We start from the raw sequence: 24,983 nt of genomic DNA, 5'->3' as shown, positions 1-24,983 counted from the left end.
AAAAAGCCGGTCTGGGAGACCGGCAAAGAAATACGGCTGAATAAACCAGCCAGAGTAGAGAAGTGGGGTCTTTACGTGACCCCCAACGATGAATTATTCAGCAGCAGCTTCTGCTTTAGTTTCTGGCTTACGTTTAGCCGGCGCTTTTTTTGCAGGTGCTTTTTTAGCAGGTGCAGCTGCTTTTTCAGCTGGTGCTGTTTCAGTTTTAGTTGCGTTTGCAACTACAGCAGATGTAGCTTCAGCAGCTTCAGTCAGAAATTTGTTGAAATCCGACATGTAAGGCATGTCACGGATTTCGCTAAGACTCTTTTCTACGATCTCAGAGATCTCTTCTTTTGCAGAGTTTAGAGCCGCTAGCTCTTTTTCTGCAGTCGCAGTCGTTTTAGTTTCTAGAGCTTTGAAAAACTCAACTTGCAGTTCAATAGCTTCTTTAGGCTCTTTTACTTCAGATAGAGCTTTAAGCTGAGCTACGCTTGAATCTACGAAATCAGTTACATATTCAGACTGCAAAGAGAACAGAGTTTCTAGTGCTTTTTTGTTCACTTCAGCAACGTCGATTGCTGGTTGCATTTTTTCCTGAACATCTTTCATTAGATCATCGTACATTTTCCATTCCTCTGAGAATCTTTAATAAAGTGTTTTGTGCGTTGCAGCATTTAAGATAAATATAGTGGTTAATAAATAACCTGTCAAATATTTTTTTGTGCATTGCACAAAAATATTTTTAGATCTGTTTCTTTGTAATTAAAGGCATATTAAACAATCGGTTAGAGTGGTTGCTGTAAAAGGTTTGAGTTCTACTAAAATCAGTTTTTTAAGCTGTTTTTGCAGAGAATTAAAAAAATTTTAAGCCTAATTGCACCTGCTTTGTGTCTATATGGGCTTGTAGGTTGTTCATATAAGCAAATAGCTATTACAATCAGATGATAGCGCTATGGCCCAAATTCAGGGCTTTTATGGGAGAGGGAGGCTACAGCAGAACTGGTAATCTGCTAGTGTAGTTAGCTCACCTAAATACCTCGGGACATTTAACAATTTGTAACTTGGGTAGATGTCCCTTTAGTAACAGGATCAAGTATTTTCATGACGCAATCGAATACAGTCGTAGAATCACACTCATCTTTTGAATTTGTTAGATCTGAAAAGATCGAGTCATTAGGAATCGATGTAACGGAATACGAGCATAAGAAGACTGGCCTTTCGCACTTTCATATAGCGGCAGATCATACTGAGAATGTTTTCCTTGTTGGTCTGCGGACTGTTCCGGAAGACTCAAAAGGTGTTGCGCATATTCTAGAGCACACCGCTTTGTGTGGTAGTGAGCGTTTCCCCGTACGTGATCCGTTCTTTATGATGACGCGCCGTTCACTTAATACATTTATGAACGCCATGACGAGCAGTGACTGGACCTCTTATCCATTTGCTAGTCAAAATCGCAAAGATTTCTTTAACCTGTTAGATGTCTATCTTGATGCTGTTTTCTTTAGTCGTTTAGATCCATTGGATTTTGAACAAGAAGGCCATCGTATTGAGTTTTCTGAAACCGGTGATGCTGAATCCGATTTGGAATACAAAGGTGTTGTTTACAACGAGATGAAAGGTGCAATGAGTTCACCGGTTTCTCGTTTGTGGCAATCAGTGACTAAGTATCTTTTTCCGACGACAACTTACCATCACAACAGCGGCGGTGAGCCAGAGAGCATCCCTGATCTAAGTTATGATGAGCTAATTGAATTTTATAAAACCCATTACCACCCGAGTAATGCGGTCATTATGACGTTTGGTGATATCCCAGCTGCTGAGCTTCAGGGCTTTTTTGAAGAGAAAGCGCTAAGCCGTTTTGAAAAGCTGGGCACCTCTATCGAAATTCATGATGAGAAACGCTACCACTCGCCATTGCGGGTGGAAGAAGGTTATGACCTTGACCAAGAGGATCTAAGTGGTAAAACACACCATGTTTTAGCTTGGCTACTTGGTCATTCCAATGATTTAGAAGCACAACTTAAAGCACACCTTATGTCACGTGTGTTACTAGATAATAGTGCTTCTCCGCTACGTTATGCGCTTGAATCAACTGATCTAGGCAGCGCGCCTTCGCCATTATGTGGTTTAGAAGATTCCAATCGTGAAATGAGCTTCATGTGCGGTATTGAAGGCAGTGAGCCCGAATCTGCGGTAGAATTTGAAAAATTGGTATTGGATACCTTGCAGGAGGTTGCTGAAGAGGGTGTACCTCAAGCTATGCTGGAAGCCCAGTTGCATCAGTTAGAGCTGCAACAGCGCGAAATTAATGGTGATGGCTATCCTTATGGCCTGAGTTTGATCATGTCTTCGCTCGGGGCCGCTGTTAACAAGGGTGATCCAATCGCTATTCTGAACCTTGATCCAGTGCTAGAAAAGCTGCGTGAAGCGATCAAACAACCTGACTTCGTTCAGGCCATGGTTAAGGAGCTTTTAGATAACCCGCATCGCGTTCGTTTGACTTTACGCCCAGACAACAAACTAGCAGCTAGTCGTGATGCTGCAGAGAAAGCGCAGTTGGCTCAAATTAAAGCGGGTTTATCAGATGACGATAAACAACGGCTAATTGATCGTGCTGCTGAGCTAGCGGAGCGACAAGAACAGGTCGATGATGAATCGATTCTACCGAAAGTGACATTGACCGATGTACCAGATGAGATGTCTGTTCCAGAAGCAGTTGCGGTTGATTCTACGCTTCCTTTGACGCGTTATGATCGAGGCACCAACGGTATTGTTTATCAGCAGGTGATTATGGAGCTTCCGCGGTTAACGGAAGATGAGCAGCACATACTGCCTCTATACAGCTATCTTCTTACTGAATTGGGCTGTGGTGATCGTACTTATCAAGAGAATCAGCAGTATCAAACAGAAGTGACCGGTGGTGTTCATGGTTTTGCTTCAGTCAGGGGGGCACCTGATAATGAGCAGGATGTAAAAGGCTACTTCACATTAACAGGCAAAGCCTTAGTGTCTAAACATGAGGCGTTGTTGGATCTGCTGAAAGAGACGCTGCAATTTGCACGCTTTGATGAATTGCCTCGTATTCGTGAAGTGGTATCTCAACAACGTACTCGTAAAGAACAAGGTATCACCGGGCAAGGCCATGCATTCGCAATGATGGCTGCAGCAGCGAAGATGAGCCCGGCTGCAGCACTGTCTCATGCAACAAAAGGTCTTGAGTCTATCTGCTATTACAAGCAGCTGGATGATCAGCTAGAGAATGAAGATGCTCTTAAACAGCTTTCACAACGTCTCCAAGAGTTGCATAGCAAGATCCAGCTTGCCCCACGCCAATACCTAGTAGTGGCTGAAGATGAGTATCAGGCTAGTGTTCAGAGCTACTTAGAGTCTATCTGGGCAGATGTGCCGAGTGAAACCTCTGCAGGGTTCTTACTGCCAGAGTTACGTAGCAAGGTGAAACAAGCTTGGGTTACCAGTACACAGGTAAGCTTCTGTGCTAAAGCATTCCCCACGGTGGCGGTAGATCATCCTGATTCTGCACCGCTTACAATCTTGGGGGACTTCTTGCGTAATGGCTATCTGCACCGCGTTATTCGTGAGAAAGGCGGCGCTTACGGTTCTGGGGCTGGTCAGGATTCAGGTGATGCGGCTTTCCGTTTCTTCTCTTACCGTGATCCTCGTTTATCTGAAACCTTGGATGACTTTGATGGTGCGGTGAAATGGCTTCTGGAGACTGATCATGATGCTCAGAAATTAGAAGAAGCGATTCTGGGTGTTGTCAGCTCGATTGATAAGCCAGGATCACCGGCTGGTGAAGCTAAGCAGACATTCCACAGCGCTTTGTTTGGACGTACGCCTGAGCAGCGTAAAGCGTTTCGTGCGCGTATCTTGAATGTGACATTGGATGATCTAAAGCGTGTTGCCAAAACTTATCTTTTGGATAAAGAGGGCAGTGTGGCAGTGATCACCAGTAAAGAGCAGGCAGACAGTCTTTCCAGCGACTTTGAAGTAATTGAAGTCTAATTAAGGTAAAATTCGGCTAGCGATCAAGGTAGACTTTGATCGCTAGTCATTTATTCCTTAAGAATCCTCAAGCCTCTATGCCCAGACAAGCGCTTTATCAAGGTGCGCTGTTTATCATTTTGTCAGAACTGTTTTTAGTCTGTTCTGGCATGGTCGTAAAGCAGATCACTCATCAGCTACCTACTGAAATCATCGTTTTTGCCCGTAACCTCTTTGCGTTAATTTTATTGATGCCTTGGTTGTTGCGAAATGGGATCTCCTCGATAAAAACGAGCTCTCTTCGATTGCATATCGCGCGCGCAGCGGTCGGTGTGACGGCTATGATGTGTCTCTACTATTCATGGGGGCACTTACCTTTAGCAGAGGCGGCCCTGATTAAACAAACGGCTCCGTTCTTTATTCCTTTGTTCGCCTTATGGTGGTTGGGTGAACAGATTTCAGGAATGGTGAAACTGGCAATATGTGTTGGTTTCTGTGGCGTTTTTCTAGTGTTGAATCCCGGTCAGGGAACGCTCAATGTTGCCGTTTTGATTGCGCTTTTTGGCGCGATGTTAGGGGCGTTGGCAAAAGTTATTATCCGTAGGATGAGCGATACAGAACCAGCCAGTCGGATCGTTTTTTATTTTGCTTTATTTAGTACTGTTTTAGCTTTGCCGCCGGCCATGCTCAATTGGGTTACGCCCAATTTAGTTGAGCTGGGTTGGTTATTACTGATGGCTATTACCTCAACTGTTGCTCAGCTGTTATTGAGTAAAGGTTATGGTCTTGCGCCTGCGGGTCAGTTGGGGCCTTATACATACGCTTCGGTGGTTTTTGCTGCGCTGTTTGGCTGGCTATTATGGGATGAAGTCTTAGGCGTCTACAGCTTAATCGGCTTGTGCTTAATTTTTTCGGCTGGATTGTTGTCCCTTTCTTCCCGTAAAACTGTTAAATCCTAGTAACAACTGTTTGGTGTTTGAACAGTTTTACCTGTCAGCTATCAATTTTTCTTCATGAAGTGAAAAAAGTACTTGTAATCCATTGTCAGAATGGTACTACTGTAAGTGTACAGGGGCGCACAAAAACATTAATTCATAGCGCTCTCACTGCAACAAGGCATTAAGGATTTGCACATGAATATCAAAATTACTCACCGCAATGCTAAAGTTTCTGACAGTGTAAAAGAGAAAGTAGAGGAATGGCTGAACAGCAGCCAAGAACGTTACGAAGTTATTACTAGTGCTCACGTTATTATTGAAAAAAATGATCGTGAGGACGTTGCTGAAGCAACAATTCACGTAGCAGGTAAAGATATCTTTGCGAAAGCATCCGCTGATAACTTGTATGCTGCTCTGGATGCGATGGCTGATAAAATTGATCGTCAGCTAGATAGGATTCACCAGAAAAACGTGAATAAGAAAGGGAATCAGAGACCTGCCGCTACAGTTGAAATGGAAGCGGATGAGGAACTCAGCTTAGCCTGATCTAGGATTTTAAGTTTCTAAAGCCCAGCTATATGCTGGGCTTTTTTATTTCTAGAACAAAATTTTATATGCATCAGGCTTGCATCTATACCGTGATTTGATGGATAATGATAACCGTTATCATTAGCGTGTAGGTATTGGAGTAGGTAGTGAAGGCAGCGTTATTTTACGGCACCACAACAGGTAATACTGGCGATATTGCAGATAAGATAAAAGGTAGTTGGGATGCCGGCGAACTAGAGTTATTTGATGTCGCAGATAGTTCGCTCTCTGCTGCAAAAGACTTTGATATTCTTATTTTTGCTATACCTACTTGGGATTATGGTGAAGTTCAGGAAGATTGGCTGGAAGTATGGGATGAAGTGGACCAATTGGATTTCAGTGGTAAACAGGCTGCCTTTATCGGTCTTGGTGATCAGTTTGGCTATCCTGAATGGTTTGTCGATGCAATGGGTATGCTACATGATAAAATCGTAGCTAAAGGCGCTGAGATTGTTGGTCACTGGTCTGTTGAGGGTTATGAATTCGAAGAATCTAAAGCATTAACAGACGACAAAAAACATTTTATTGGTTTGGCTTTAGATGAAGATTGGCAGCGTGATCAAACTGATGAACGCATCTCCGATTGGTTAGACCAAGTTAAATTAGAGCTAGGCGTTTTCTAATCTATTCAGCGACCTGAGTATTAAGAGCCCTGTTTTACAGGGCTTTTTTGTGTCTGTCGTTCTCTGACCTATGCTGTAGTAAAGCTACTTTCTATAAGGTAGTAAGAAACTAGGTCAGATAGGGATAGCTATGCCCGCCAGCAAACTCCGCTCGGAAATTAAAGCGATCTCAGTGCTGAGTATTTTATTTTGCCTATTTGTTGCCTTTAATTTCCAATCACCACTGCTTCCACAATTAGAAAATTACTGGCTCGATTTAACGCTCCAACAGCGAGCAGAGAAAAGAGTAACAAGTGAGCAAATAGTAGTCATCGATATAGATGATGCGAGCTTGAATAATCTTGCGCCTATTGCGGGTGGTTGGCCTTGGCCAAGGGCCGTACATGCCGAGCTGGTGGAGTTGATACAGTTACAGGAACCTGCAGCAGTGATCTTTGATGTGTTATTTGCTGATAGAGATATTTTTAACCCAGAAAGTGATCAGTATTTTAGTGAAGTATTGGCTGCATCGAATAATGTCTATCTACCGTTCTTACATCTGCAAACCTATTCTGATCATCTGTTTCCGCGTTTAGACCAATATCCAGAAACCGTCCCCATTCAAAAGCCAGATAAAGTTTCGTCTATTCCTCATGCAAGTTTGGTCTTACCTTATGCGGTTGATGCGAGCGTTTGGCGTTTAGGTAGTATTAATTTCCATCCGGATGATGATGGGGTTGGGCGGAAGTACGCTGCAGTTCATCCTATATCTGATTGGGGCATTATGACGATGCCAGCGCGAATCGCTGTTGACCTGAATGGTTTTGAAATAAAAGAGCGGTCAATTTGGATCGATTGGTATCAAGGCAAAGGAGAACCCTATCCCAGACTCTCTTATAGCGAAGTGTATACACAATTAAGTCAAGGCGATGATTTTAAACAGCCTAACTATTTTAAGGACAAAATTATTGTTATCGGCTCAACTGCAGCGGGTTTACATGATATCCAAGTCACACCCATTACTAGTACTTACCCCGGTGTTTTTATCTTAGCTACGGCTATTAATAACTTTATGGATCAGAGTTTTCTTCAACCGGTAGATGCTTTCCTAGTTTTGGTGATTGTGGGCGTAAGCTTTGGTGTTTTAGTGCTGTTGTTAGTTCATGTGGGAAACTTCTATTACGCACTCATCGGAATAGGCGTTTTAATCGGAGTAAACGTGCTGTTCAGTTATCTGCTTTTGATCATGGAAGGGATGATGTTCCCTGTTATGACTTGGCTGGTGGCTTATATATTTGTTGCGGTTTCTTTTTACGCATTCCGCTTATTGCAGCAACAAAGGGAGATGAAAAAAACGGTCGATATTTTTGGCCGCTTTTTGGACCCGAAAGTAGTTAAGATTTTGCTTGAGCAAGGAATTACCGATCAAGCTTTGGCAGGAAAAAGTACACGGGTAACCATTTTGTTTACCGATATCCGTGAGTTTACTCATCTTTCGGAATATCGCAGTGCAACCGAAATTGTAGAACTTCTAAATCATTACTTTTCTCGCCAGGTAGAAGTTATTTTTCTGCATAAAGGTACGCTCGATAAGTTTATCGGTGATGCCATTATGGCGTTTTGGGGTGAGCCTATTGAAAATCCCGGTCAAGAGATTGCTGCTGTGAATGCGGCTTTGGATATGGTGGATCAAATGGTCAGCTTTAGACGGGAGTTTGGTTTATTTGATTTCGATATAGGTATTGGTCTCCATACGGGCGAGGTCGTTGTTGGGGCAATAGGTACCCAAAGTCGCTACGATTACACTGCCATTGGTGATGCTGTGAACGTAGCCAGTCGCATCGAAGGACTGACTAAAGAAACAGATCGAAGGATTTTGGTTTCTGAAGAAACTCGACAGGCGTGTGGGGATGCTTTTGACTTCGAGCTGATTGGTGACTATAAGGTTAAAGGCCGGGAAAAATTGGTAACCGTCTATCAGCCAAGGAGGTTGAGTGATGAACCTTAAATTACTAATTATCGGTCTTCCATTTATGTGCTCCACTTGGGCGACTGCTCAAACTGCCTACACAGTTAGAGATATCTCTGTCTACCAAACTCCCTCAATTTCTAGCACTGTCGTTACGAAACTCTCTGAAAAATCCTCTGTAAATATTCTGCGACGAAGCGGTGGTTGGTACGAAGTACGAACGGGTAATGCTCACTCTGGTTGGGTGAAAATGATAAACCTTCGGTACGTCAGTAAGCCCAGCACGAAACAAGTTGCTGGTAATATGCAGTACCGCTCAAAAACAACCCTGACTACGGGTGTTAGAGGGCTGGATGAAGGCGGGATTATATCGAGTGGATCAGGTGTCTCCCTTAGTAAAGTAAAAGGCTATAAAGTGAGTGCAAAAACAGCTGCCAAGTTTGCGCAGGCAGGGGGATTGAAAGCACGAAGCATGAATTATGTGGAGTAGCTTATGTTTACATTGAAAAAAAACGCTATCAAAGGGGTTGTTGCCAGTTTTCTATTGCTGGGCTTAAACGGCTGTCAGGTCAATAATATTAATCTGACTCCTTTAATGGAGGCTGGTAAAAAATCGACCGATCTATTTGAGAAAAGCTTGGCTGAAGAAGTGGAGATCGGTGAGGAAGTGAGTGTCGTTCTGCTTCAAAAAGCCTCCATATATAACGTCCGAGATGTTCAAAAGTATGTGAATTCAGTGGGAATGTGGCTTGCTCAACAAACTGAACGATCTGATATCCCTTGGGCCTTTTCAGTGTTACGAGATGATAGTTTTAATGCTTTCGCCACGCCCGGTGGATTTATCTATATTACAACGGGGACTTTAGAGCAGTTGGAGAGCGAAGCTGAGCTTGCAGGTGTGCTAGCTCATGAAATTGCACATGTGGTTCAAAAGCACCATCTCCGTGCTATTCAGAAGGAAGCTAAGATCGGTATTGCGGCAGATCTTGCTCGGTTCTTGCGTGACAGTCAAAGCGATTCAGATAGCAGTGGAACTACGGTATTTGGTGACCACTCAGTTGAAAATAAACTGCTGAATACTATTCAGGATGTTTACAGTGATGGTTTGGCTCGAAGTGATGAATTAGAAGCGGATAAAATGGGCATGGTGATTGCCGCCAGAGCTGGCTACGATCCCATGGCTTATATCGCGGTATTGCAAAAGATAGATGCTCAACAGGATGATAGTTCGTTTTGGCAGGCTTTTAGTAAGCGCCACCCAAGCGCTGAAGATCGTTTGTCAGAACTGCATAAGTTAGCGGATAAGATGACTTATATAGAAGGTAAAGAACTTAATGATCGTTATTCCAAAATGATAAAGTAGATGTACGCGGAATATCGGAATAATTGTAATGGATCTATCCAATAAAGAGTCTTTTCTAATCAGCGTGTGTGGGCCTGATCGAATAGATGTTGTGCTTAAGCAGTGGCAGCAACTTACATCGTATCTGCCTATTCACCATGCTAAGCCATTTGGTATGCCTGTTCCTGAATATCTTGAAAATCAGCTCCGTCACACGCTTGAGCAATGTATAGAAAGAGATGATGCAATGGTATTTATAGCTGAGGGCGATAAGGTTTGTGGGACGATTGCCGTCATTCTGAATCAGCAAACAGCTTATACTCAGCCTAATAGCAGTGTTTTGTTTAATTTATGGGTCGAACCTGATCAGCGTAGAAAAGGGATAGGGCAAGCATTGGTCGCGGAAGCTAAACAGTGGCTTAAAGCTCAAGGGGTGACCTCTGTTCAGGCTGGATGGCATCCCGGAAATCCTGAAGCTGATCGTTTTTGGTTGAAACAAGGGTTTTCACCTTACGAAACGATTGGTTCTGCATTTTTATAGTTAAGTAATCATTATTAATAAATTTTTTCCTGCGCATATCTATTTTTAAGGATTTCAATGAGCAAAGCACAGCAAAAATGGGATCAAAGATACTTGGCGAAAAGCCAAGGCCTAGAATCGGAGCCTGTTGCACCAGAATATCTACAACGTCAGTGGCGTTTTTTAAAAACAGGTCGTGTATTAGATCTGGCAGCGGGAGATGGGGCTGCCTCTATCTTTTTGGCCAAACAAGGCTTTAGCCCGGTAGCAACAGATATCTCTCAAGTAGGTTGGATCGTTTGTCTGAGGCTATGACTAAGTTGGGCTTGGAAGTGGAAACTGCTCAATTGGATCTAGAAGAGGAATCGGTGGATCTGTCAGGTCTGGGGTTGTTCGATTCGATTGTTATCTCCAGATATAAACCAGCGGATGGATTATGGGGAAATCTGCTTGCTCTATTGAAGCCTGAAGGTACTTTATTAATGACTACGTTCAATCTGCTCCAGCATGAACGTACCGGTTTTTCTAAGCGGTTCTGTTTAAGAGAAAACGAACTTTTAGATCATTGTGCTGAATTAGCTTTAGTGGATTTTTAATCTGATAGAAATCAGTCGGGGATGGATTCTTATATTTTTAAAAAAGAAGCTAAGAAATAGATCTAAAATAAACCTTGCCATCATTATGTATATACATTGTGATGCAATGAATTTACAAGGCATATTCGCAGTACATCGCTTGTCTGCCTTGCATCAAATATTTCAGTTTTTTTACTGAAAAATGACGGTTTTGTAACAAAACTGTAATTACTCTACGCAATAATTCCGTCATAATTCGCGCGCCTGAACACAGGTGTGTTCAATTTTTTTTTAGACTTTTAAGGTGCGTTGTATGGTAGCAACCAGTACCCCATTCTTGCAGATGTTTGCACGTTCACCGTTCAAACCAATGCAGGATCACATTGCAAAAGCGCAAGAGTGTGCCGTTGAGCTTATTCCGTTTATCGATGCAGTTATCGCTGATGATTGGAATGAAGCAGAGAAAGTACAAGCACGTATCGCTGTTTTAGAAGGCGAAGCGGATGCAATGAAGAAAGAGATTCGTCAGAATCTGCCTAAAAGTATTTTCCTTCCAGTTCCTCGTACGGATCTTCTAGAAGTTGTTCGTATGCAGGACAAGATTGCAAATCGCGCTAAAGATATCGCAGGCATCATGCTTGGCCGTCAAATGAAAGTGCCAACTGAGATGCAACAAGATATGAAAGATTATGTTCGTGTCGCTTTGCAAACGTCTGAGCAGGCTTTAACTGCGCTTAAAGAACTGGACGAATTGGTAAATAGCGGTTTTGGTGGCCACGAGATTGATGTCATCGAAAAAATGCTAGAAAAATTGGATGCCCTAGAGCACAACACGGATGAACACGAACGTGCTATTCGCCTAAAACTATTTAGCATCGAGAAAGAGCTTCCACCGGTAGATGTAATGTTCCTCTATCAGGTTATTAGCTCAATCGGCGACCTGGCAGATCGCGCACAACAGGTTGGTAGTCGTTTACAGCTATTAGTTGCTCGTTAATTCATTCGGTAAGTAAAGATGGAAATCATTTCTCAGTACGGCCATATCCTTGTCATTATGGCATGTGTATTTGGCTTCTTTATGGCTTGGGGTGTTGGTGCAAACGATGTTGCCAATGCCATGGGTACTTCAGTTGGTTCAAAGGCACTGACTTTGAAGCAAGCGATCATGATCGCTATTATCTTCGAATTTATGGGGGCTTACCTTGCGGGTGGTGCGGTAACAGCAACAATTCGTAAAGGTATCATCGACCCGGCTATCTTGTCTGGAACGCCGGATTTGCTTGTGTTTGGTATGTTATCGGCACTATTAGCAGCAGGTATCTGGCTTCTAATCGCAACTCACTTTGGCTGGCCTGTCTCTACTACGCACTCTATCGTTGGTGCAATTGTTGGTTTCGCTGCGGTAGGTATCTCTGTTGATGCGGTGAACTGGGGTAAAGTATCTAAGATCGTAGCAAGCTGGGTAGTATCGCCGGTAACAGCCGGACTCATAGCCTTCTTCTTATTTAGAAGTGTGCAACGATTGATACTGGATACTGATAATCCTTTTGCTAACGCTAAGAAATATATTCCAGGTTACATCTTCCTAGTGGGTTTCATGGTTTCCATGGTGACGTTCACTAAAGGTCTTAAGCACGTTGGTTTGGATCTTAGCTGGGGTCAAAGTGCACTAGCATCTATCGGTATTGCTGTTGTGATCATGCTGATTGGCATGCGCATGCAGAAGCGTATTACACCTGATCCAGAAGCTGATCGTGAACATCACTTTTCTAGTGTAGAAAAACTGTTTGGTATTTTGATGATGTTTACGGCCTGTGCAATGGCTTTCGCCCACGGTTCTAACGACGTTGCAAACGCTGTTGGTCCTCTAGCTGCTGTAGTAGGTGTGGTATCTGCTGGTGGTGAAGTGGCGCAGAAATCTGCAATGCCTGTATGGATCTTGCTACTTGGTGGTGGCGGTATCGTTGCTGGTCTAGTTATGTACGGCCACAAGGTAATCGCAACGGTAGGTAACAACATTACTGAACTTACACCAAGCCGGGGTTTCGCTGCAACACTAGCTGCTGCAACGACAGTTGTATTTGCATCGGGTACTGGTTTGCCAATCTCCACTACTCACACGTTGGTAGGTGCTGTATTGGGTGTAGGTCTTGCGCGTGGCATGGCTGCACTTAACTTGCGCATTGTAGGTACGATCTTCGTATCGTGGGTAGTAACTCTGCCTGCAGGTGCCGGTCTAGCAATTATGTTCTTCTTCATGTTTAAAGGTATGTTTACCTAAACGTAGAACAGCTTTAAGTAGAAAAGCCCTGTATTCGCGAGAATATGGGGCTTTTTTCTGTCTGAAAGCAATTAAATGATCACAAATCCATCATATTGATGTAAAATTTTGACCCAATTTTTTTGCTTTGGGAGTAAATCCCTAAGCTAGAACCAGAAATATCCGGAAAGAAGATGCATACAGTTGAGAAGATCGGCGGCACTTCCATGAGCCGCTTTGAGGAATTGATGGACACCATTTTGGTGGGTAAGCGCACCACACCAGAGGAACTGTATAACCGAATTTTTGTTGTGTCAGCTTATGGCGGTATTACCAACTATCTTCTTGAGCACAAGAAAACAGGTGAGCCTGGTGTTTATGCGCGTTTTGCTAACGCTGAAAGCGAGCAAGCGTGGATCGATGAGCTGAGTAAAGTTCAGGCGAAAATGGAAGAGATCAACGCTGAACTTTTCGCTGATATGGAATTTGAACGAAACGCAGCTGATGCATTTGTAATCGAGCGTTTGAATGACGTTCGTGATTGTATGAAGAGCCTGCACCACCTTTGTACTTACGGTCACTTCCAGTTGGAAGAGCATCTGATGAAAGTGCGTGAGATGTTGGCATCTATAGGCGAAGCGCATAGTGCATACAACTCTGTACTTGTTCTACGTAATGCAGGCATTAATGCTCGTTTTGTTGACCTGACGGGTTGGCACTTAGATCAACCTCTACCGTTTGAAGAGATGGTTAAGACTCAGTTTGCTGATGTTCAGATCGACAAAGAGATGGTGATTGCTACTGGCTATACGCACTGTGAAGAAGGTCTGATGAAGACTTTTGACCGTGGTTACAGCGAGATGACTTTCAGCACGATTGCGACTGTAACAGGTGCTGATGAGGCGATTATCCATAAGGAATATCACCTAAGTTCTGCAGATCCGATGCTAGTCGGTACTGATAACGTTGTAACAATCGGTGCGACTAACTATGATGTGGCTGATCAGCTGTCTAACTTAGGTATGGAAGCTATCCATCCAAAAGCTGCGAAAGGTTTGCGTCGTAACGGTGTTAAATTGCGTATTAAGAACGCATTTGAGCCAGAGCACGAAGGCACGGTTATATGTCAGGATTACCACAGCAACGCTCCTCGTGTGGAGATTATCGCTGGTCGTAATGATGTGTTTGGTATCGAAATCTTCGACCAAGAGATGCTAGGCGATGCGGCTTACGATATTGAGATCTCTAAGCTTCTAGCTCAGCTGAAACTTTACGTGATCAATAAAGACGCTGATGCGAACAGTATCACGTACTATGTAGGTGGCTCTCGTAAGATGGTTAACCGTGCAGCACGCCTAATGGAAGAGATGTACCCAGAAGGCCAGATCCGTCTGCACAACCTTGCGATCGTTTCAGCTATTGGTTCACACATGAAGGTTAAAGGTATTCTTGCTCGTACAGTAAGTGCTTTGGCTGAAGCGGATATCAACGTAATGGCGCTTCACCAGTCTATCCGTCAGGTAGAGATGCAGTGTGTTGTCTCTGAAGATGACTACGAGAAGGCGATCATTGCATTGCATGCCGCTCTGATTGAGCAGAGCCCGCAGAACGTAAATACTGCGGCTTAATCGCAAACTTCTGTAAAGCCCGCGAAAGCGGGCTTTTTTATTACTGCATTTCCATCTAATCTGCTTACTATTCTTGGTAAGGCGAAAACTGATGGAAAAGCAGTCCCTAGAGTTCCTTTATACAGCACTGAAATCTGCAGAAGAACACGTGCGCAGCTTTGATTCTAAAGCGCAGATTGTCGGTGTGGGTTACATTTTTACAGCAGGCTTAATCCATACAATCGGTTCTACGTTGCCTCAAAGGGATGATTACATCTCCAGCATATTGGCGATCATCCTCTCTTGGGGATTGGTCATTGGGCCGATCATTTTATTTGGTGCGGTTTTATATCCTACACGCAATACGGCACCAAAAGTGGGGGCTGAGCACAGTAAAGTTTTGAAACTCTTTTTCACTGATAGTGAGCATTCAGAATCGACAGGCCATTACCTTAAAGCGCTTGAAAGTTCTGATCTGCGAGTCGAGCTGACTTATGAGTTATTAAAAGTCTCTGGTCTGCGTAATTTAAAACGTAACCGCTTTCTCCGTGCCTTATGGGCAGCGTTGATCTGTTTAGTCATGCTTTTTGTCCTTCAGCTTTATCGTGCGGTGATCGCTTAAAGTGTAAACACGCTTCTATTCCTAACTCGTTGATTTTAGAATGCTCAGTATCTAAAAGATTAAGGGTAAGTAATGCAGTTAGTGACCATGACCCCAATCCGCAGTCATTTGAATCTGCGTCAGGGAGTGAATGAAAGAAGTGCGGAATATAGCCAATTTCTTTCGCAGTTAGATGGTGTGTTACAAAAGCAATTGGTAAAACAGCTTGATGAATCAGGCGATCTATCAAACCGCATTGCTGTACAGCATCAAAATCAGGGCAAGGCCTACACCAATACTGGCTCTGACGATCGAGACACTCTGTGTTTATTCACTCACACTAAAGAAATTACTGATCAGCTTAGTCTTGAAGCGAAGGTTTATAGCAATACCTTGTCTGTGGTGACCGTGACTATGGATATGGATTATGTCATTGCTACACTCGAAGATATCGCTCAACCCTTGAGTGCTGAAATTAGCCTTCCTTCGGCAGAGTCTAACTATCAGGATCGAATCGCTGCTTTGTGTGGCTTAATTCAAGAAGCGCCTCACCAGCCTGGTGAACATGTTTTGCTTCCAGAGATCTATCAACTCCTCGATGAAGATACTGAACTGACGCTAGAGCTATTTGCCCAAGCCCAATCAACCTATCTGATTTCGAAATACTATCGCGACGAGCTTTACCCAGCGCTTCGTGATCTGCCTAAAACGATTCAGGTTAGCTATTTGGAAGCTTTGGGAGATTTCTCTGGCTTTAACGATATTAAAGAAACCGATGGTTCTAATGTCGATCAGCCATGGAGTTCTCGCTTACTGCGTTTAGATCGTTCTGAAAGGGAGGCAAATGAGTCGCTTATTGAAAACTGGTTAGCTGAAACACCGCATCCAGAACACGCTAAAGAGATTCTTGAGCAGGATAGAATGGATTCCTTAGTGTGGCTTAACTATGTATTAGTTGATGAGATCGATGAAAAGAACAAGCCTCTGCGTCACAAGTCAGACTACAAGTTAGAGGCTATGGGATTAGCTCAGTACTTTTATGCAGTACAGCATGCCTGTAATTCCAATCTTTATATGGCGATCTCGGATACCTATCTAGAGAGTAATACCCATGTCACCGAAGATATATTGGCGGGGGTACGTGCGACGACTCGTATGCATATCAGTGATTATCATGAGAACTGCCAATATCTCACCCGAGATAAAAAGTTACTGCTCGAGAATATCCTAGCTGGCTGGGATTATGATCAGATGGTTCAGAATTCTGAGCGCCTGATTGAGGTCTGCTCTAGTAAAATTAAGGATATACATGCAACCCGTTCGGAAAAAAGCAGCTTCTACACCGATCTAATTCTTGTTGCGATCGGTTTTATCAGTCTGTTCGATCTTGCGATCACCATCTCTGAATACAGCCGTACTTATACATCAAATGCGGCGCTAGGTTATAGAGATGAACAGCCCTCTAGTTTCTTGAGTGGCGTGGCTAATATGGAAACTGACCTGCTTTTACTGAGCAGTGTTGTCTCAATCATTCTTTTATTTGTTGTGTACTATGTTGCCAAACGTCGTTAAATCTTTTGCTGTCATCGCCTTGATCTTGAATGTGGCGGTAGCTAGCCCTTTTCAAGCACAGCCTGTTTATACTTCTGATTGGAAGCCGTTTGTTAATGGTGAAGAGGAGGAGAAAGGTGTTGTTTCCCGAGTGGTACAGCTCGCCTTTTGGGAGATGGGGTTGGAGGCTGAACGAGCTAGCCTAGATTATTACTTCAGCTATAAGTTGGTCAAAAACCAGCAGGTTTTACTAAGTTATCCCTATTTCAGAACAGATCAGCGCTCGCAAGAGGTGTTGTTCTCAGATCCGCTTATGTCTGTAGAGAATGGTCTTTTTTATAACTCTAAATGGCAGCAATATTCCGGTAAAGCCATCGATTTTAACCAACAGAAAATAGGCAAAGTCGCTGGTTATAGCTATGGTGCTGAAATTGAGCCTTTACTGAAAAATGCTAAGGTCTATAACAGTGATATTCAAGCTTTAACGGCATTATCCAAAGGTGAAATAGATCTATTACCAGCCAGCATTGAGGTTGCGAAAGTGATGTTCCATAAGCACTTTCCTCATCTGTTACATGAGTTTAAATTGCTCGAAAATCATCGCGGTACAGACAGTGTTCATCTAGTGGCTAGCGCTAATGATGAAGGTCGGGAATTTATTCAGCGATTTAATTCGGCGTTAGCGCGTTTAAAGTCGAAAGGTATGATTGAACAGCTGCTTACCTCTAATGCAGATGTTCAAGGTAGTGGTTATGTTCGACTGGTACCTGCGGAAGGCTTTCCTTTAATTACTGGCTATGAGATGAATACTCAAGGAGATAAGCAGTTCTTTGTTATTCCTCAGGGCAGCAGGGCGACGGTGTTAGCTTGGCATGATGTTGTTTTAAAGCCGCATGCCACTGAAAAAGTGTTTGATGGCATGATGAAGTATTCTCAGGTGAAGGTGGTCGATGGACCACATGCGGGTCGATCACTTTTCGTAAGAAACATGCACCTAGAGGTAGAGTAGTGGTTTCAGTCACACTAGGCTGGCTTGGGACAATACTTTACCTGTTGGCTCATGCTTGGCTTTCCTTACTTAAAAATAAAACCTCTTATTATTACTATCTGGCCAATTTAGTTGCCGCAATTTTAGTGGCTACTTCCTCGTACCTGATAGAGTCTTGGCAGGCGGTTGTGATTAATGTGTTTTGGGCGTTGGTTAGTTTTGCTGCCATGAAAAACTATGTATTACCGCGTCTACCTTTCAGTAATGCCCAATTATATGGACTACTGGGTGTGATGTTTCTGGCAGGAGCTGGTGGCTTACTGTTTGCGTATGCTCAGCAAGGAATGGCTATCTTGGCTTGGAGTTCATCTATTGCTTATTGCTTAGGCTACTGGCGATTTTCTGCAGGGCGGTTAAGTCAGCAGTCCTACTATCTCGTCAATACTTATGCGGCGGTGATGTTGTTGCCGCAGCTTTATACCGATGTAAACTGGCCGGTATTAGTGTTACAAATCGTTTGGGCCTCAGTCTCATTGTGGGGCTGGTATAAGGGGCGAGAAGGTTATGTGCTGTCTCCTTAATTTCTCATCTGTTGGCAGCTTTCTTTTTATATGGGTAAAACATGTCTGAACCAAATACACCTCAATTAGATATTGATGAACTAGCGCGAGAGCACTTTTACCAAGTGTTATACGGACGCAGGGATGTGCGAGGTCAGTTTTTACCGAATTCTATACCTGATGATGTGCTGACTAATATTTTGCATGCCGCACACCATGCTCCATCGGTCGGTTTATCGCAGCCTTGGAACTTTATTCTGATTCGTGATGAAGCTAAGCGTCAGCAAGTTTTTAATGCTTTTCAAAAGGCCAATGATGAAGCTGCAGAAATGTTTAGTGGCGAGCGACAAGTTCAATATCAAGCATTAAAACTGCAAGGCATACTCGATTCACCTCTGAATGTTTGTATCACTTGTGATCGAAAGCGGGGTGGTCCCGTTGTGCTTGGCAAGACCCATCAGGCCGAAATGGACTTGTATAGTACTGTTTGTGCGGTACAAAACTTTTGGCTTGCTGCAAGAGCAGAAAATGTAGGGGTGGGCTGGGTGTCTATTATTGATAGGGATGTATTGGCTAAGCTGCTTGAGCTCCCAGAAGGTGTAGTCCCTGTCGCTTATTTGTGTGTGGGTTATGTCTCAGAGTTTCTAAAAAAACCGGAACTTGAATTGGCTCAGTGGGAAAAACGTAGCCAATTGGAAGATATGATTTTCACTGATAGCTGGGGGAATAAAACTTAGCTTTAGCCGATCTGGCGTTAATGAAAATGAACCTTGCTGTTTGAAAAATGATCTATATTGATTATATCGCCGTTTAAATTGAAACAGATTTAAACGGTTTATAGGTTGACCGCAGGGAGGTTCGATATGCGTTTCGTCCTCAATTTTACTGTCGTTGTCACTTTACTTACCTTGTTCATACCGCCAGTTAGCGCGCTTGAGGTGAGAAGTACGAGCGCACAGTTTTCTCCGTTGATTGAGCGGATTGTGCAGGCCAAAATAGTGCCTGTTTTTAAGCAGTTACCGGATAAAGATCAGAAGCTTTTAGCTCCAGTTGAAATTTCCGTCGTCGAAAATCTTCGTGCTGCGGGTATGGCTTTGGCTATCGATGACACCCCCCCTCTGATTATTATTAATGATCGATTTTTGAAAGGTCTTTCCGCTTACATAGAAGCTTACTTGCTATCTGAGTCTTTAAATAGACCTGAGTTGGTGGAGCAATATTTCAGTGATTATTTCTGGCGTCATCATCCATCCTTTGTTGGTCCTCTGCCAAAATCGCCTGCTGATTGGCTAAGTGCCTCGCCGGAACAAAGGGAACAGATTCAGGCAGAGCATGAGCGTTTATTAGAAAGTGTGATTGTTGATGTGTTGCTACACGAGATGGGTCATCATGCAGAGCATGCCTTTTACGGATATCGCGCATCGCAGTATGTAAGAGAGGATAATGAGCGTCTAGCAGACGATTGGGCGTCAAAAGTGAAAACTGAGCACTTCGAGCCAGATGATACTTTAGGACGCTTGATCTCTATCGGATATATCTTTGAACAAGATCGCTGGGCGGCACTAAAACGGGATGATTACTATCCAAGGATGTTATCAGGTGTTGCAGATCACTTACCGATCTTGTGTGAAGATGCAACCGAAGCATCTAAACAGCATTTCTGTAATCAGCTTTATGACAACATCAGTAACTACTTTTCCAAAAAGATGGTTGATACCTATGCTCAGAGAAGGGAAAAAGGTGATGCGTTTGCAAACTTCCCTATGGGGCAGATTCATTTAGCGAAGAACAATTTCGTCGATGCCTGTAATTACTTCAATGAGAGCCTTATTTACGGTCAGGTTGCTCGAGCTGCAATTTATGTAGGTTGGTGTTATCAAAATGGTTATTTAGAACCTTCGCCTCCAGACGCACAAGTTTTAGCTATGACAAGAGTGAGTTATGGTTTCTCCGATAAGAAAATTATCGCTGGAATGCTCGATTCTAGTGGATCTCAACATTAGAGCGGGTTAGTGTTGCGATATTGTTAGGTGCTTGGTAATTTCTGCACCAAATTTGATTGATAGATTTAGGAGAACATAAATGGCACGCGCTACAGCTCGACATATCCTTGTAGATTCAGAAGCACGTTGTAACGAACTGAAAGCAGAAATTGAAGGTGGTTTGGACTTCGCTAAAGCTGCACAAGAAAATTCAACTTGCCCATCAGGTGCTCAAGGCGGCGATTTAGGTTCTTTTGGCCGTGGCCAGATGGTTCCAGAATTCGATACAGCAGTTTTCACTGGTGAAGTAGGCGTTGTTCAAGGACCAATCAAAACCCAGTTCGGTTACCATCTACTAGAAGTGACAAGCCGCGAAGACTAATTTCAGTTTTTAGCTTGTAACTTGAACATCTTAAAAGTGCCGTTAAGCGGCACTTTTTTGTATCTGTTTATTTAATCTTTGGATACTGGTTTCATGCTGAAAGTTATAGTGACTGTAATCTCGCTCATAATCGTTTCCGTTTTCATCTTATTTGGATTTAAATCCTTTAAGTCAAGAACCGGTGAGTCGGCAGGAATTGTTGATAGTCGTTTAACTAAATGCAGTAGTAAGCCTAATTGCGTATGTAGTGAATTTTCGGGTACAACCCATTACATAGAGCCTTTGGCGTTACCCGCCAATGTTAAGGATTCAGATGCTGTAATAGCTGTTCTGGTTGACATTATTGAAGGGTCTGGTGGTGTGGTTAAGAGCATTATCAAGGAAAACCGATATATCGCTGCTGAGTTTAGTAGTCGTATACTTGGATTTGTAGACGACTTTGAGGTTCGAATCGATATGGAAGAGGGCCTTGTGCACTTTCGCTCAGCATCCAGGGAAGGCTATTCTGATTTCGGTGTAAACAAAGCTCGTGTTCGATTAATTACCTCTCAATTAGATAAAGAGTTAACGAAGATCAAGGAGTCAGTAGATGCATAAGGTATTGCTCGTTATTATAGCAATCGTGCTCAGTGGCTGCGGAACCAATTATGGCTTTAGCTATGTTAAACCCGAAGTTGAGAACAATGCGGTTGTTTATATCTATCGACCTGAAGCGCCTAATCCAGGTAAACAGCCGCTGGGTTGGAAGTACCCCGAAGTATTTATCGATGGTAAAAGTCTTGGGGTGCTGAAACTAGAGAAGTACATTGTTGTGGAACTTGAGCCCGGTATGCACGAAATTCTATTCACCGGGTTAACAGATAAAGCGAACTGGGACGAGCGAGATTTGAAACGTAAATTCTCAGTTCATCATACTGAGCAGAAATACCTTAAGTTTCAGGTGAGATATGACCCTAAAACGATAGGGTTGCTAGAAAAAACTAAGTACCAGCTATTTCTTACTCCTATGAAGCATGATGATGCGATCTACGAAATCAATAAGCTCAACCCGCAATGATCATTGCCTTAAAAGACGTCACTGCCGGAGTTAGTTGGCTAGCTCCGGTAAGTTAGCGAAGTAATCCAGTGCGTCGGGATTAGCTAGCGCATCTTTATTGGTTACTGTTTCCCCTAAAATTACCTTTCTAACAGCCAGCTCAACAATCTTTCCGCTGATGGTTCTAGGAATTTCAGGTACTTGGATTATCTTGGCCGGTACATGCCTTGGGGTGGTGTGTTGGCGGATTGTCTGCTTAATTGTATTGCGTAGACTATCGTCAAGCAGAGTTCCCTCGGACATAACCACAAAGAGGACTACGCGTGTATCGTTTTCCCAGGGTTGACCTACGCATAAAGACTCAATCACCCCATCAACTCGTTCAACTTGACCATATATCTCAGCGGTACCAATTCTTACACCGCCTGGATTGAGTACCGCATCCGATCTGCCGTGAATAATCATGCCACCGTGTTCGGTTATTTCTCCGTAATCACCATGGGCCCAGCGGTTCTTAAATTGGTTGAAATAGGCATTTTGGTATTTTACATCATCAGCATCGTCCCAAAAGTAGATAGGCATCGATGGGAAGGGGGATTTGCAGACCAATTCCCCTTTCTTCTGGGTAACTTCTACGCCGCTTTCATCAAAAATGGCGACATCCATTCCGAGGCCTAAGCATTGTAACTCACCCTTATGGACTGGGAGTATTGGGCACCCTAGAGCAAAGCAAGAGATGATATCTGTACCGCCCGATATTGAAGCCAGCAAAAGATCAGTTTTTATTTCGCGATAAACATAATCAAAACTTTCGTGGGCTAGTGGTGAGCCCGTAGATAAAATTGCGCGCAATTCCGAAAGCTCGAACTCTTCTTTTGGTGTGACGCCTGCTTTTTCGAGTGCTGCAATATATTTTGCACTGGTGCCAAACACAGAGACCTTTTCTTTATCTGCCATATTCCACAAAATAGAGGGAGAGGGGGCAAACGGTGAGCCGTCATATAATGTGATAGTACAACCACAGGCCAGACCGCTTACCAGCCAATTCCACATCATCCAGCCGCAGGTTGTGAAGTAGAAGAGATTATCATCCCGGCTGATATCTGTGTGTAGTTTGTGCTCTTTGAGATGCTGAAGGAGCGTGCCACCAACACTATGGACAATGCATTTAGGTGTACCTGTCGTACCAGATGAGTACATGACGTAAAGGGGAGCAGAGAACTCAACCGGCGCGAAATTGACTTCGTGTGCGTTATTATCAATAAAGTCGCTCAGTACTGAAGCGTTCTTTATCTGGCTGAATTCAGGTGTTGGCTCTTCGAGATAAGGCACAAAGACGAATGTTGTGTTTTCACTTAATCGTGAGGCGATACCTGAAATTTTATCTAAACAGTCAATGCGTTTGCCGTTATAGAGGTAGGACTGGGTCGTAAATATCACTTTGGGTTTTACTTGGCCAAAGCGATCGATGACACCTTGCACACCAAAGTCAGGGGAGCATGAAGTCCAAATGGCACTAAGCGATGTCGTTGCGAGCATCGCTATAACGGTTTCAGTGATATTAGGCATAAAGCCTGCGACCACATCTCCCTTGGTAATACCTGAATTTTTAAGCCCCGCAGCGTAGTGAGCAACTTGCTTGTAAAGCTCTTGATAGCTGATATCAGAGCGTTTACCTGCTTCATTGTAATTTATGATTGCGGTGTTTTGGTCCCGAAACTTTAAGAGGTTTTCTGCAAAGTTTAACTGGGCTTCAGGGAACCATTTAGCACCGGGCATGAGGTCTGCATTTAACAAGTATGGGGCGTTCCCGGTGCTGCCTATAACATCGAACTGTTCCCAAATGTTAAGCCAGAATCTTTCAGGGTTTTCTATAGACCAGCGGTGAAGCTCTGAGTAGCTATCTAGCTTTATCGAACCGTTTTTGTTTATGTTTTGCATAAACTGATATAGCTGAGATTGTTCGATTTGTGCTTGGCTCGGGCTCCACAACGGCTGTGTCATATACAGTTCCTAATTGAATCAATGTCTATAAGATAGAATAGACAATAAGGGTTTACCTGTATATGACTTGGAGCTTAAAAAATTTTGCCGGTATTGGGTGTTCGATTGGGAAGAGTATGCCCTGTCATCTATTGACGACAGGGCTGAATATTAGCGCAGGAAGTTTTTGCTGATATCGCGGAACTCATCAGTTCCTGATTTTTGCATCCACTCAAAGGCAACCATCTCACGACTCACTACGTGTATGCCAGCGTGGCGCATGCGATCAAGCGCGAGTTCTTTATCTTCAGGGCTACGTGACGACACACAGTCCGCCACTACATAAACTTCTCTTGCTTGTTGTTTTAGCTGAAGTGCTGTTTGTAAAACGCAAACGTGCGCTTCCATGCCGGCAATAATAACTTGGTTAGGGCGGATGGAATTGATCTTTTCGTTACAAAAAGGTTCCGACATGCAGGAGAAAAACTCTTTTGCCATAATGCCTTCTGATGGAATTAACTCAGCTAATTCCGGAATAGTATGGCCCAAGCCTTTAGGATATTGCTCGCTTGTTAAAATGGGTACATTTAGCTTGTTTGCAATCGCTGTTAACCAGATTGTATTTTCAATCAGTTCTTCTTTTTTATGGATTGCGGGTACCAGTTTATCTTGAATATCGATGATCAGCAGACAAGATTTATTCGGGTGTATTAGCATGCGAAATAGCCTTATTTTTATGCTGGTTCTAGCTCATTGCAGCATTTTACGTGTTCGAGGTTAGTTGCTGGAATCAAAGTATCCAGCTGATCTTCCTCATAATAATGAGGCCAGATCTCTTTAACAATGGCGCCATTAGTCGCGAGCGTATGACAGGTATCAAGCATCGGTGGCTTTTTGCTACCGTCCTGCCAGAAGTTCTCAAGTAGTTCTCGCTCTTGATGAGTAGATTGGAAAGCCGCAGTAGCCAGTGGGCCTAACAACTCTAGAAGGTGAGTACATCCTTTACGTCCACTAAACAGTTCTTTGGTTTGTTTAGTAAATCCAGGCACAATTTGTAGGCCAATAAGCTGTGTATAAGCATCAGAGATGGACTTGCAGCTTTCGAATGGTGTGTCATCCATACACGCTACAGCATCTAAGATATTAAGATCCATATCAACAGTGATTCGTACCGCCATACCGTGCAATGGCTTGCCGGCAACCAAAGTGCCATCGTGACCGTAGTGATCCATATCGAAGGTTTTAGTATCGACAAGATGGGCTTCAATATCCCATAAGCCATCTTCTCTTTTGTGGCCTTCGCAAACGACTTTACGGGTGTGTTTAAGCGTACGATTAACGGGTGCTGGTAAAGGCATAATTACTGCTTTATATAATATAAAAGGGCGGTACTTTAAATGCGGCTATTCTAATGTGAAAACACTATCAGCACAGTAAATAATCCTAAAAAATCTTATGAATTAGCTCTTTTTAGACGAAAGATAGGTTTGTTTAAGGTAAAAATAATTCAGGGCA

General features: G+C 43.3%; 26 protein-coding genes. 22 read left to right on the top strand and 4 right to left on the bottom strand.

Annotated elements, in window-relative coordinates; translation table 11 throughout:
* Positions 1-93 precede the first annotated feature (93 nt).
* Positions 94-606, bottom strand: coding sequence for a phasin family protein (locus tag ACMXYO_RS10060; RefSeq protein WP_415884996.1), 513 nt, complete (start codon positions 604-606; stop codon positions 94-96).
* 477 nt (positions 607-1,083) lie between these two features.
* Between ACMXYO_RS10060 and ACMXYO_RS10055 the strand changes: the two genes are divergently transcribed.
* From ACMXYO_RS10055 to ACMXYO_RS09950, 22 genes are all read left to right on the top strand, one after another.
* Positions 1,084-4,005 carry an insulinase family protein gene (locus ACMXYO_RS10055; RefSeq protein WP_415884995.1) on the top strand — a complete coding sequence of 974 codons (2,922 nt, stop codon included), beginning with the start codon at positions 1,084-1,086 and terminating at the stop codon, positions 4,003-4,005.
* A gap of 77 nt (positions 4,006-4,082) precedes the next feature.
* A complete protein-coding gene (locus tag ACMXYO_RS10050; RefSeq protein ID WP_415884994.1) occupies positions 4,083-4,943 on the top strand; it encodes a DMT family transporter in 861 nt (286 codons plus the stop codon).
* A 174-nt stretch (positions 4,944-5,117) separates the two neighbouring features.
* Complete coding sequence (gene hpf / locus ACMXYO_RS10045; RefSeq protein ID WP_415884993.1) at positions 5,118-5,468, top strand: ribosome hibernation-promoting factor, HPF/YfiA family; 351 nt, start codon at positions 5,118-5,120, stop codon at positions 5,466-5,468.
* Between the two features lie 149 nt (positions 5,469-5,617).
* A complete protein-coding gene (locus tag ACMXYO_RS10040; protein ID WP_415884992.1) occupies positions 5,618-6,133 on the top strand; it encodes a flavodoxin in 516 nt (171 codons plus the stop codon).
* A 130-nt stretch (positions 6,134-6,263) separates the two neighbouring features.
* On the top strand, positions 6,264-8,120 hold the full coding sequence (locus ACMXYO_RS10035; protein ID WP_415884991.1) for a CHASE2 domain-containing protein: 1,857 nt from the start codon (positions 6,264-6,266) through the stop codon (positions 8,118-8,120).
* Positions 8,110-8,571: an SH3 domain-containing protein gene (locus ACMXYO_RS10030; protein ID WP_415884990.1), complete on the top strand. Its 462-nt coding sequence runs from the start codon at positions 8,110-8,112 to the stop codon at positions 8,569-8,571. The genes ACMXYO_RS10035 and ACMXYO_RS10030 overlap by 11 nt, the downstream gene beginning before the upstream one ends.
* A 3-nt stretch (positions 8,572-8,574) precedes the next feature.
* Complete coding sequence (locus ACMXYO_RS10025; RefSeq protein ID WP_415884989.1) at positions 8,575-9,444, top strand: M48 family metalloprotease; 870 nt, start codon at positions 8,575-8,577, stop codon at positions 9,442-9,444.
* A 28-nt stretch (positions 9,445-9,472) separates the two neighbouring features.
* The gene (locus ACMXYO_RS10020; RefSeq protein WP_415884988.1) at positions 9,473-9,964 is read left to right on the top strand and encodes a GNAT family N-acetyltransferase; all 492 of its coding nucleotides are present in this window, start codon (positions 9,473-9,475) and stop codon (positions 9,962-9,964) included.
* A gap of 57 nt (positions 9,965-10,021) precedes the next feature.
* Positions 10,022-10,258: a hypothetical protein gene (locus tag ACMXYO_RS10015; RefSeq protein ID WP_415884987.1), complete on the top strand. Its 237-nt coding sequence runs from the start codon at positions 10,022-10,024 to the stop codon at positions 10,256-10,258.
* The gene (locus tag ACMXYO_RS10010) at positions 10,243-10,539 is read left to right on the top strand and encodes a hypothetical protein (protein WP_415884986.1); all 297 of its coding nucleotides are present in this window, start codon (positions 10,243-10,245) and stop codon (positions 10,537-10,539) included. Before ACMXYO_RS10015 ends, ACMXYO_RS10010 begins: the two co-directional genes overlap by 16 nt.
* A 292-nt stretch (positions 10,540-10,831) precedes the next feature.
* Positions 10,832-11,515, top strand: coding sequence for a TIGR00153 family protein (locus ACMXYO_RS10005; RefSeq protein ID WP_415884985.1), 684 nt, complete (start codon positions 10,832-10,834; stop codon positions 11,513-11,515).
* An 18-nt stretch (positions 11,516-11,533) separates the two neighbouring features.
* The gene (locus tag ACMXYO_RS10000; RefSeq protein WP_415884984.1) at positions 11,534-12,799 is read left to right on the top strand and encodes an inorganic phosphate transporter; all 1,266 of its coding nucleotides are present in this window, start codon (positions 11,534-11,536) and stop codon (positions 12,797-12,799) included.
* Between the two features lie 173 nt (positions 12,800-12,972).
* Complete coding sequence (locus tag ACMXYO_RS09995; RefSeq protein ID WP_415884983.1) at positions 12,973-14,406, top strand: aspartate kinase; 1,434 nt, start codon at positions 12,973-12,975, stop codon at positions 14,404-14,406.
* Between the two features lie 91 nt (positions 14,407-14,497).
* Positions 14,498-15,007, top strand: a complete 510-nt coding sequence (locus tag ACMXYO_RS09990; RefSeq protein WP_415884982.1) for a hypothetical protein — start codon at positions 14,498-14,500, stop codon at positions 15,005-15,007.
* 72 nt (positions 15,008-15,079) lie between these two features.
* Positions 15,080-16,558: a hypothetical protein gene (locus tag ACMXYO_RS09985; protein ID WP_415884981.1), complete on the top strand. Its 1,479-nt coding sequence runs from the start codon at positions 15,080-15,082 to the stop codon at positions 16,556-16,558.
* The gene (locus ACMXYO_RS09980; RefSeq protein WP_415884980.1) at positions 16,539-17,546 is read left to right on the top strand and encodes a substrate-binding periplasmic protein; all 1,008 of its coding nucleotides are present in this window, start codon (positions 16,539-16,541) and stop codon (positions 17,544-17,546) included. The genes ACMXYO_RS09985 and ACMXYO_RS09980 overlap by 20 nt, the downstream gene beginning before the upstream one ends.
* The gene (locus ACMXYO_RS09975; RefSeq protein ID WP_415884979.1) at positions 17,546-18,106 is read left to right on the top strand and encodes a CBU_0592 family membrane protein; all 561 of its coding nucleotides are present in this window, start codon (positions 17,546-17,548) and stop codon (positions 18,104-18,106) included. The genes ACMXYO_RS09980 and ACMXYO_RS09975 overlap by 1 nt, the downstream gene beginning before the upstream one ends.
* A 41-nt stretch (positions 18,107-18,147) precedes the next feature.
* A complete protein-coding gene (gene bluB, locus ACMXYO_RS09970; RefSeq protein ID WP_415884978.1) occupies positions 18,148-18,822 on the top strand; it encodes a 5,6-dimethylbenzimidazole synthase in 675 nt (224 codons plus the stop codon).
* A gap of 126 nt (positions 18,823-18,948) precedes the next feature.
* Positions 18,949-20,088: a hypothetical protein gene (locus ACMXYO_RS09965; RefSeq protein WP_415884977.1), complete on the top strand. Its 1,140-nt coding sequence runs from the start codon at positions 18,949-18,951 to the stop codon at positions 20,086-20,088.
* Positions 20,089-20,167: 79 nt separating this feature from the next.
* Positions 20,168-20,449, top strand: a complete 282-nt coding sequence (locus ACMXYO_RS09960; protein ID WP_415884976.1) for a peptidylprolyl isomerase — start codon at positions 20,168-20,170, stop codon at positions 20,447-20,449.
* 93 nt (positions 20,450-20,542) lie between these two features.
* The gene (locus tag ACMXYO_RS09955) at positions 20,543-21,046 is read left to right on the top strand and encodes a DUF1499 domain-containing protein (protein WP_415884975.1); all 504 of its coding nucleotides are present in this window, start codon (positions 20,543-20,545) and stop codon (positions 21,044-21,046) included.
* Positions 21,039-21,506 (top strand): DUF2846 domain-containing protein, encoded by a 468-nt coding sequence (locus ACMXYO_RS09950; protein WP_415884974.1) that lies wholly within the window; start codon positions 21,039-21,041, stop codon positions 21,504-21,506. The genes ACMXYO_RS09955 and ACMXYO_RS09950 overlap by 8 nt, the downstream gene beginning before the upstream one ends.
* A gap of 30 nt (positions 21,507-21,536) precedes the next feature.
* On the opposite strand, the gene ACMXYO_RS09945 is transcribed toward ACMXYO_RS09950, so the two are convergent.
* From ACMXYO_RS09945 to ACMXYO_RS09935, 3 genes are all read right to left on the bottom strand, one after another.
* The gene (locus ACMXYO_RS09945; protein WP_415884973.1) at positions 21,537-23,489 is read right to left on the bottom strand and encodes an acetoacetate--CoA ligase; all 1,953 of its coding nucleotides are present in this window, start codon (positions 23,487-23,489) and stop codon (positions 21,537-21,539) included.
* A gap of 150 nt (positions 23,490-23,639) precedes the next feature.
* On the bottom strand, positions 23,640-24,185 hold the full coding sequence (locus tag ACMXYO_RS09940; protein WP_415884972.1) for a hydrolase: 546 nt from the start codon (positions 24,183-24,185) through the stop codon (positions 23,640-23,642).
* Between the two features lie 17 nt (positions 24,186-24,202).
* The gene (locus tag ACMXYO_RS09935; RefSeq protein WP_415884971.1) at positions 24,203-24,826 is read right to left on the bottom strand and encodes a DUF2889 domain-containing protein; all 624 of its coding nucleotides are present in this window, start codon (positions 24,824-24,826) and stop codon (positions 24,203-24,205) included.
* Positions 24,827-24,983 lie beyond the last annotated feature (157 nt).

Source organism: Neptuniibacter sp. QD37_6, assembly GCF_047778085.1.
GTDB lineage: Bacteria > Pseudomonadota > Gammaproteobacteria > Pseudomonadales > Balneatricaceae > Neptuniibacter.
Note: the sequence above shows the minus strand (reverse complement) of the source record. Positions and strands in the feature narration are given on the sequence as shown.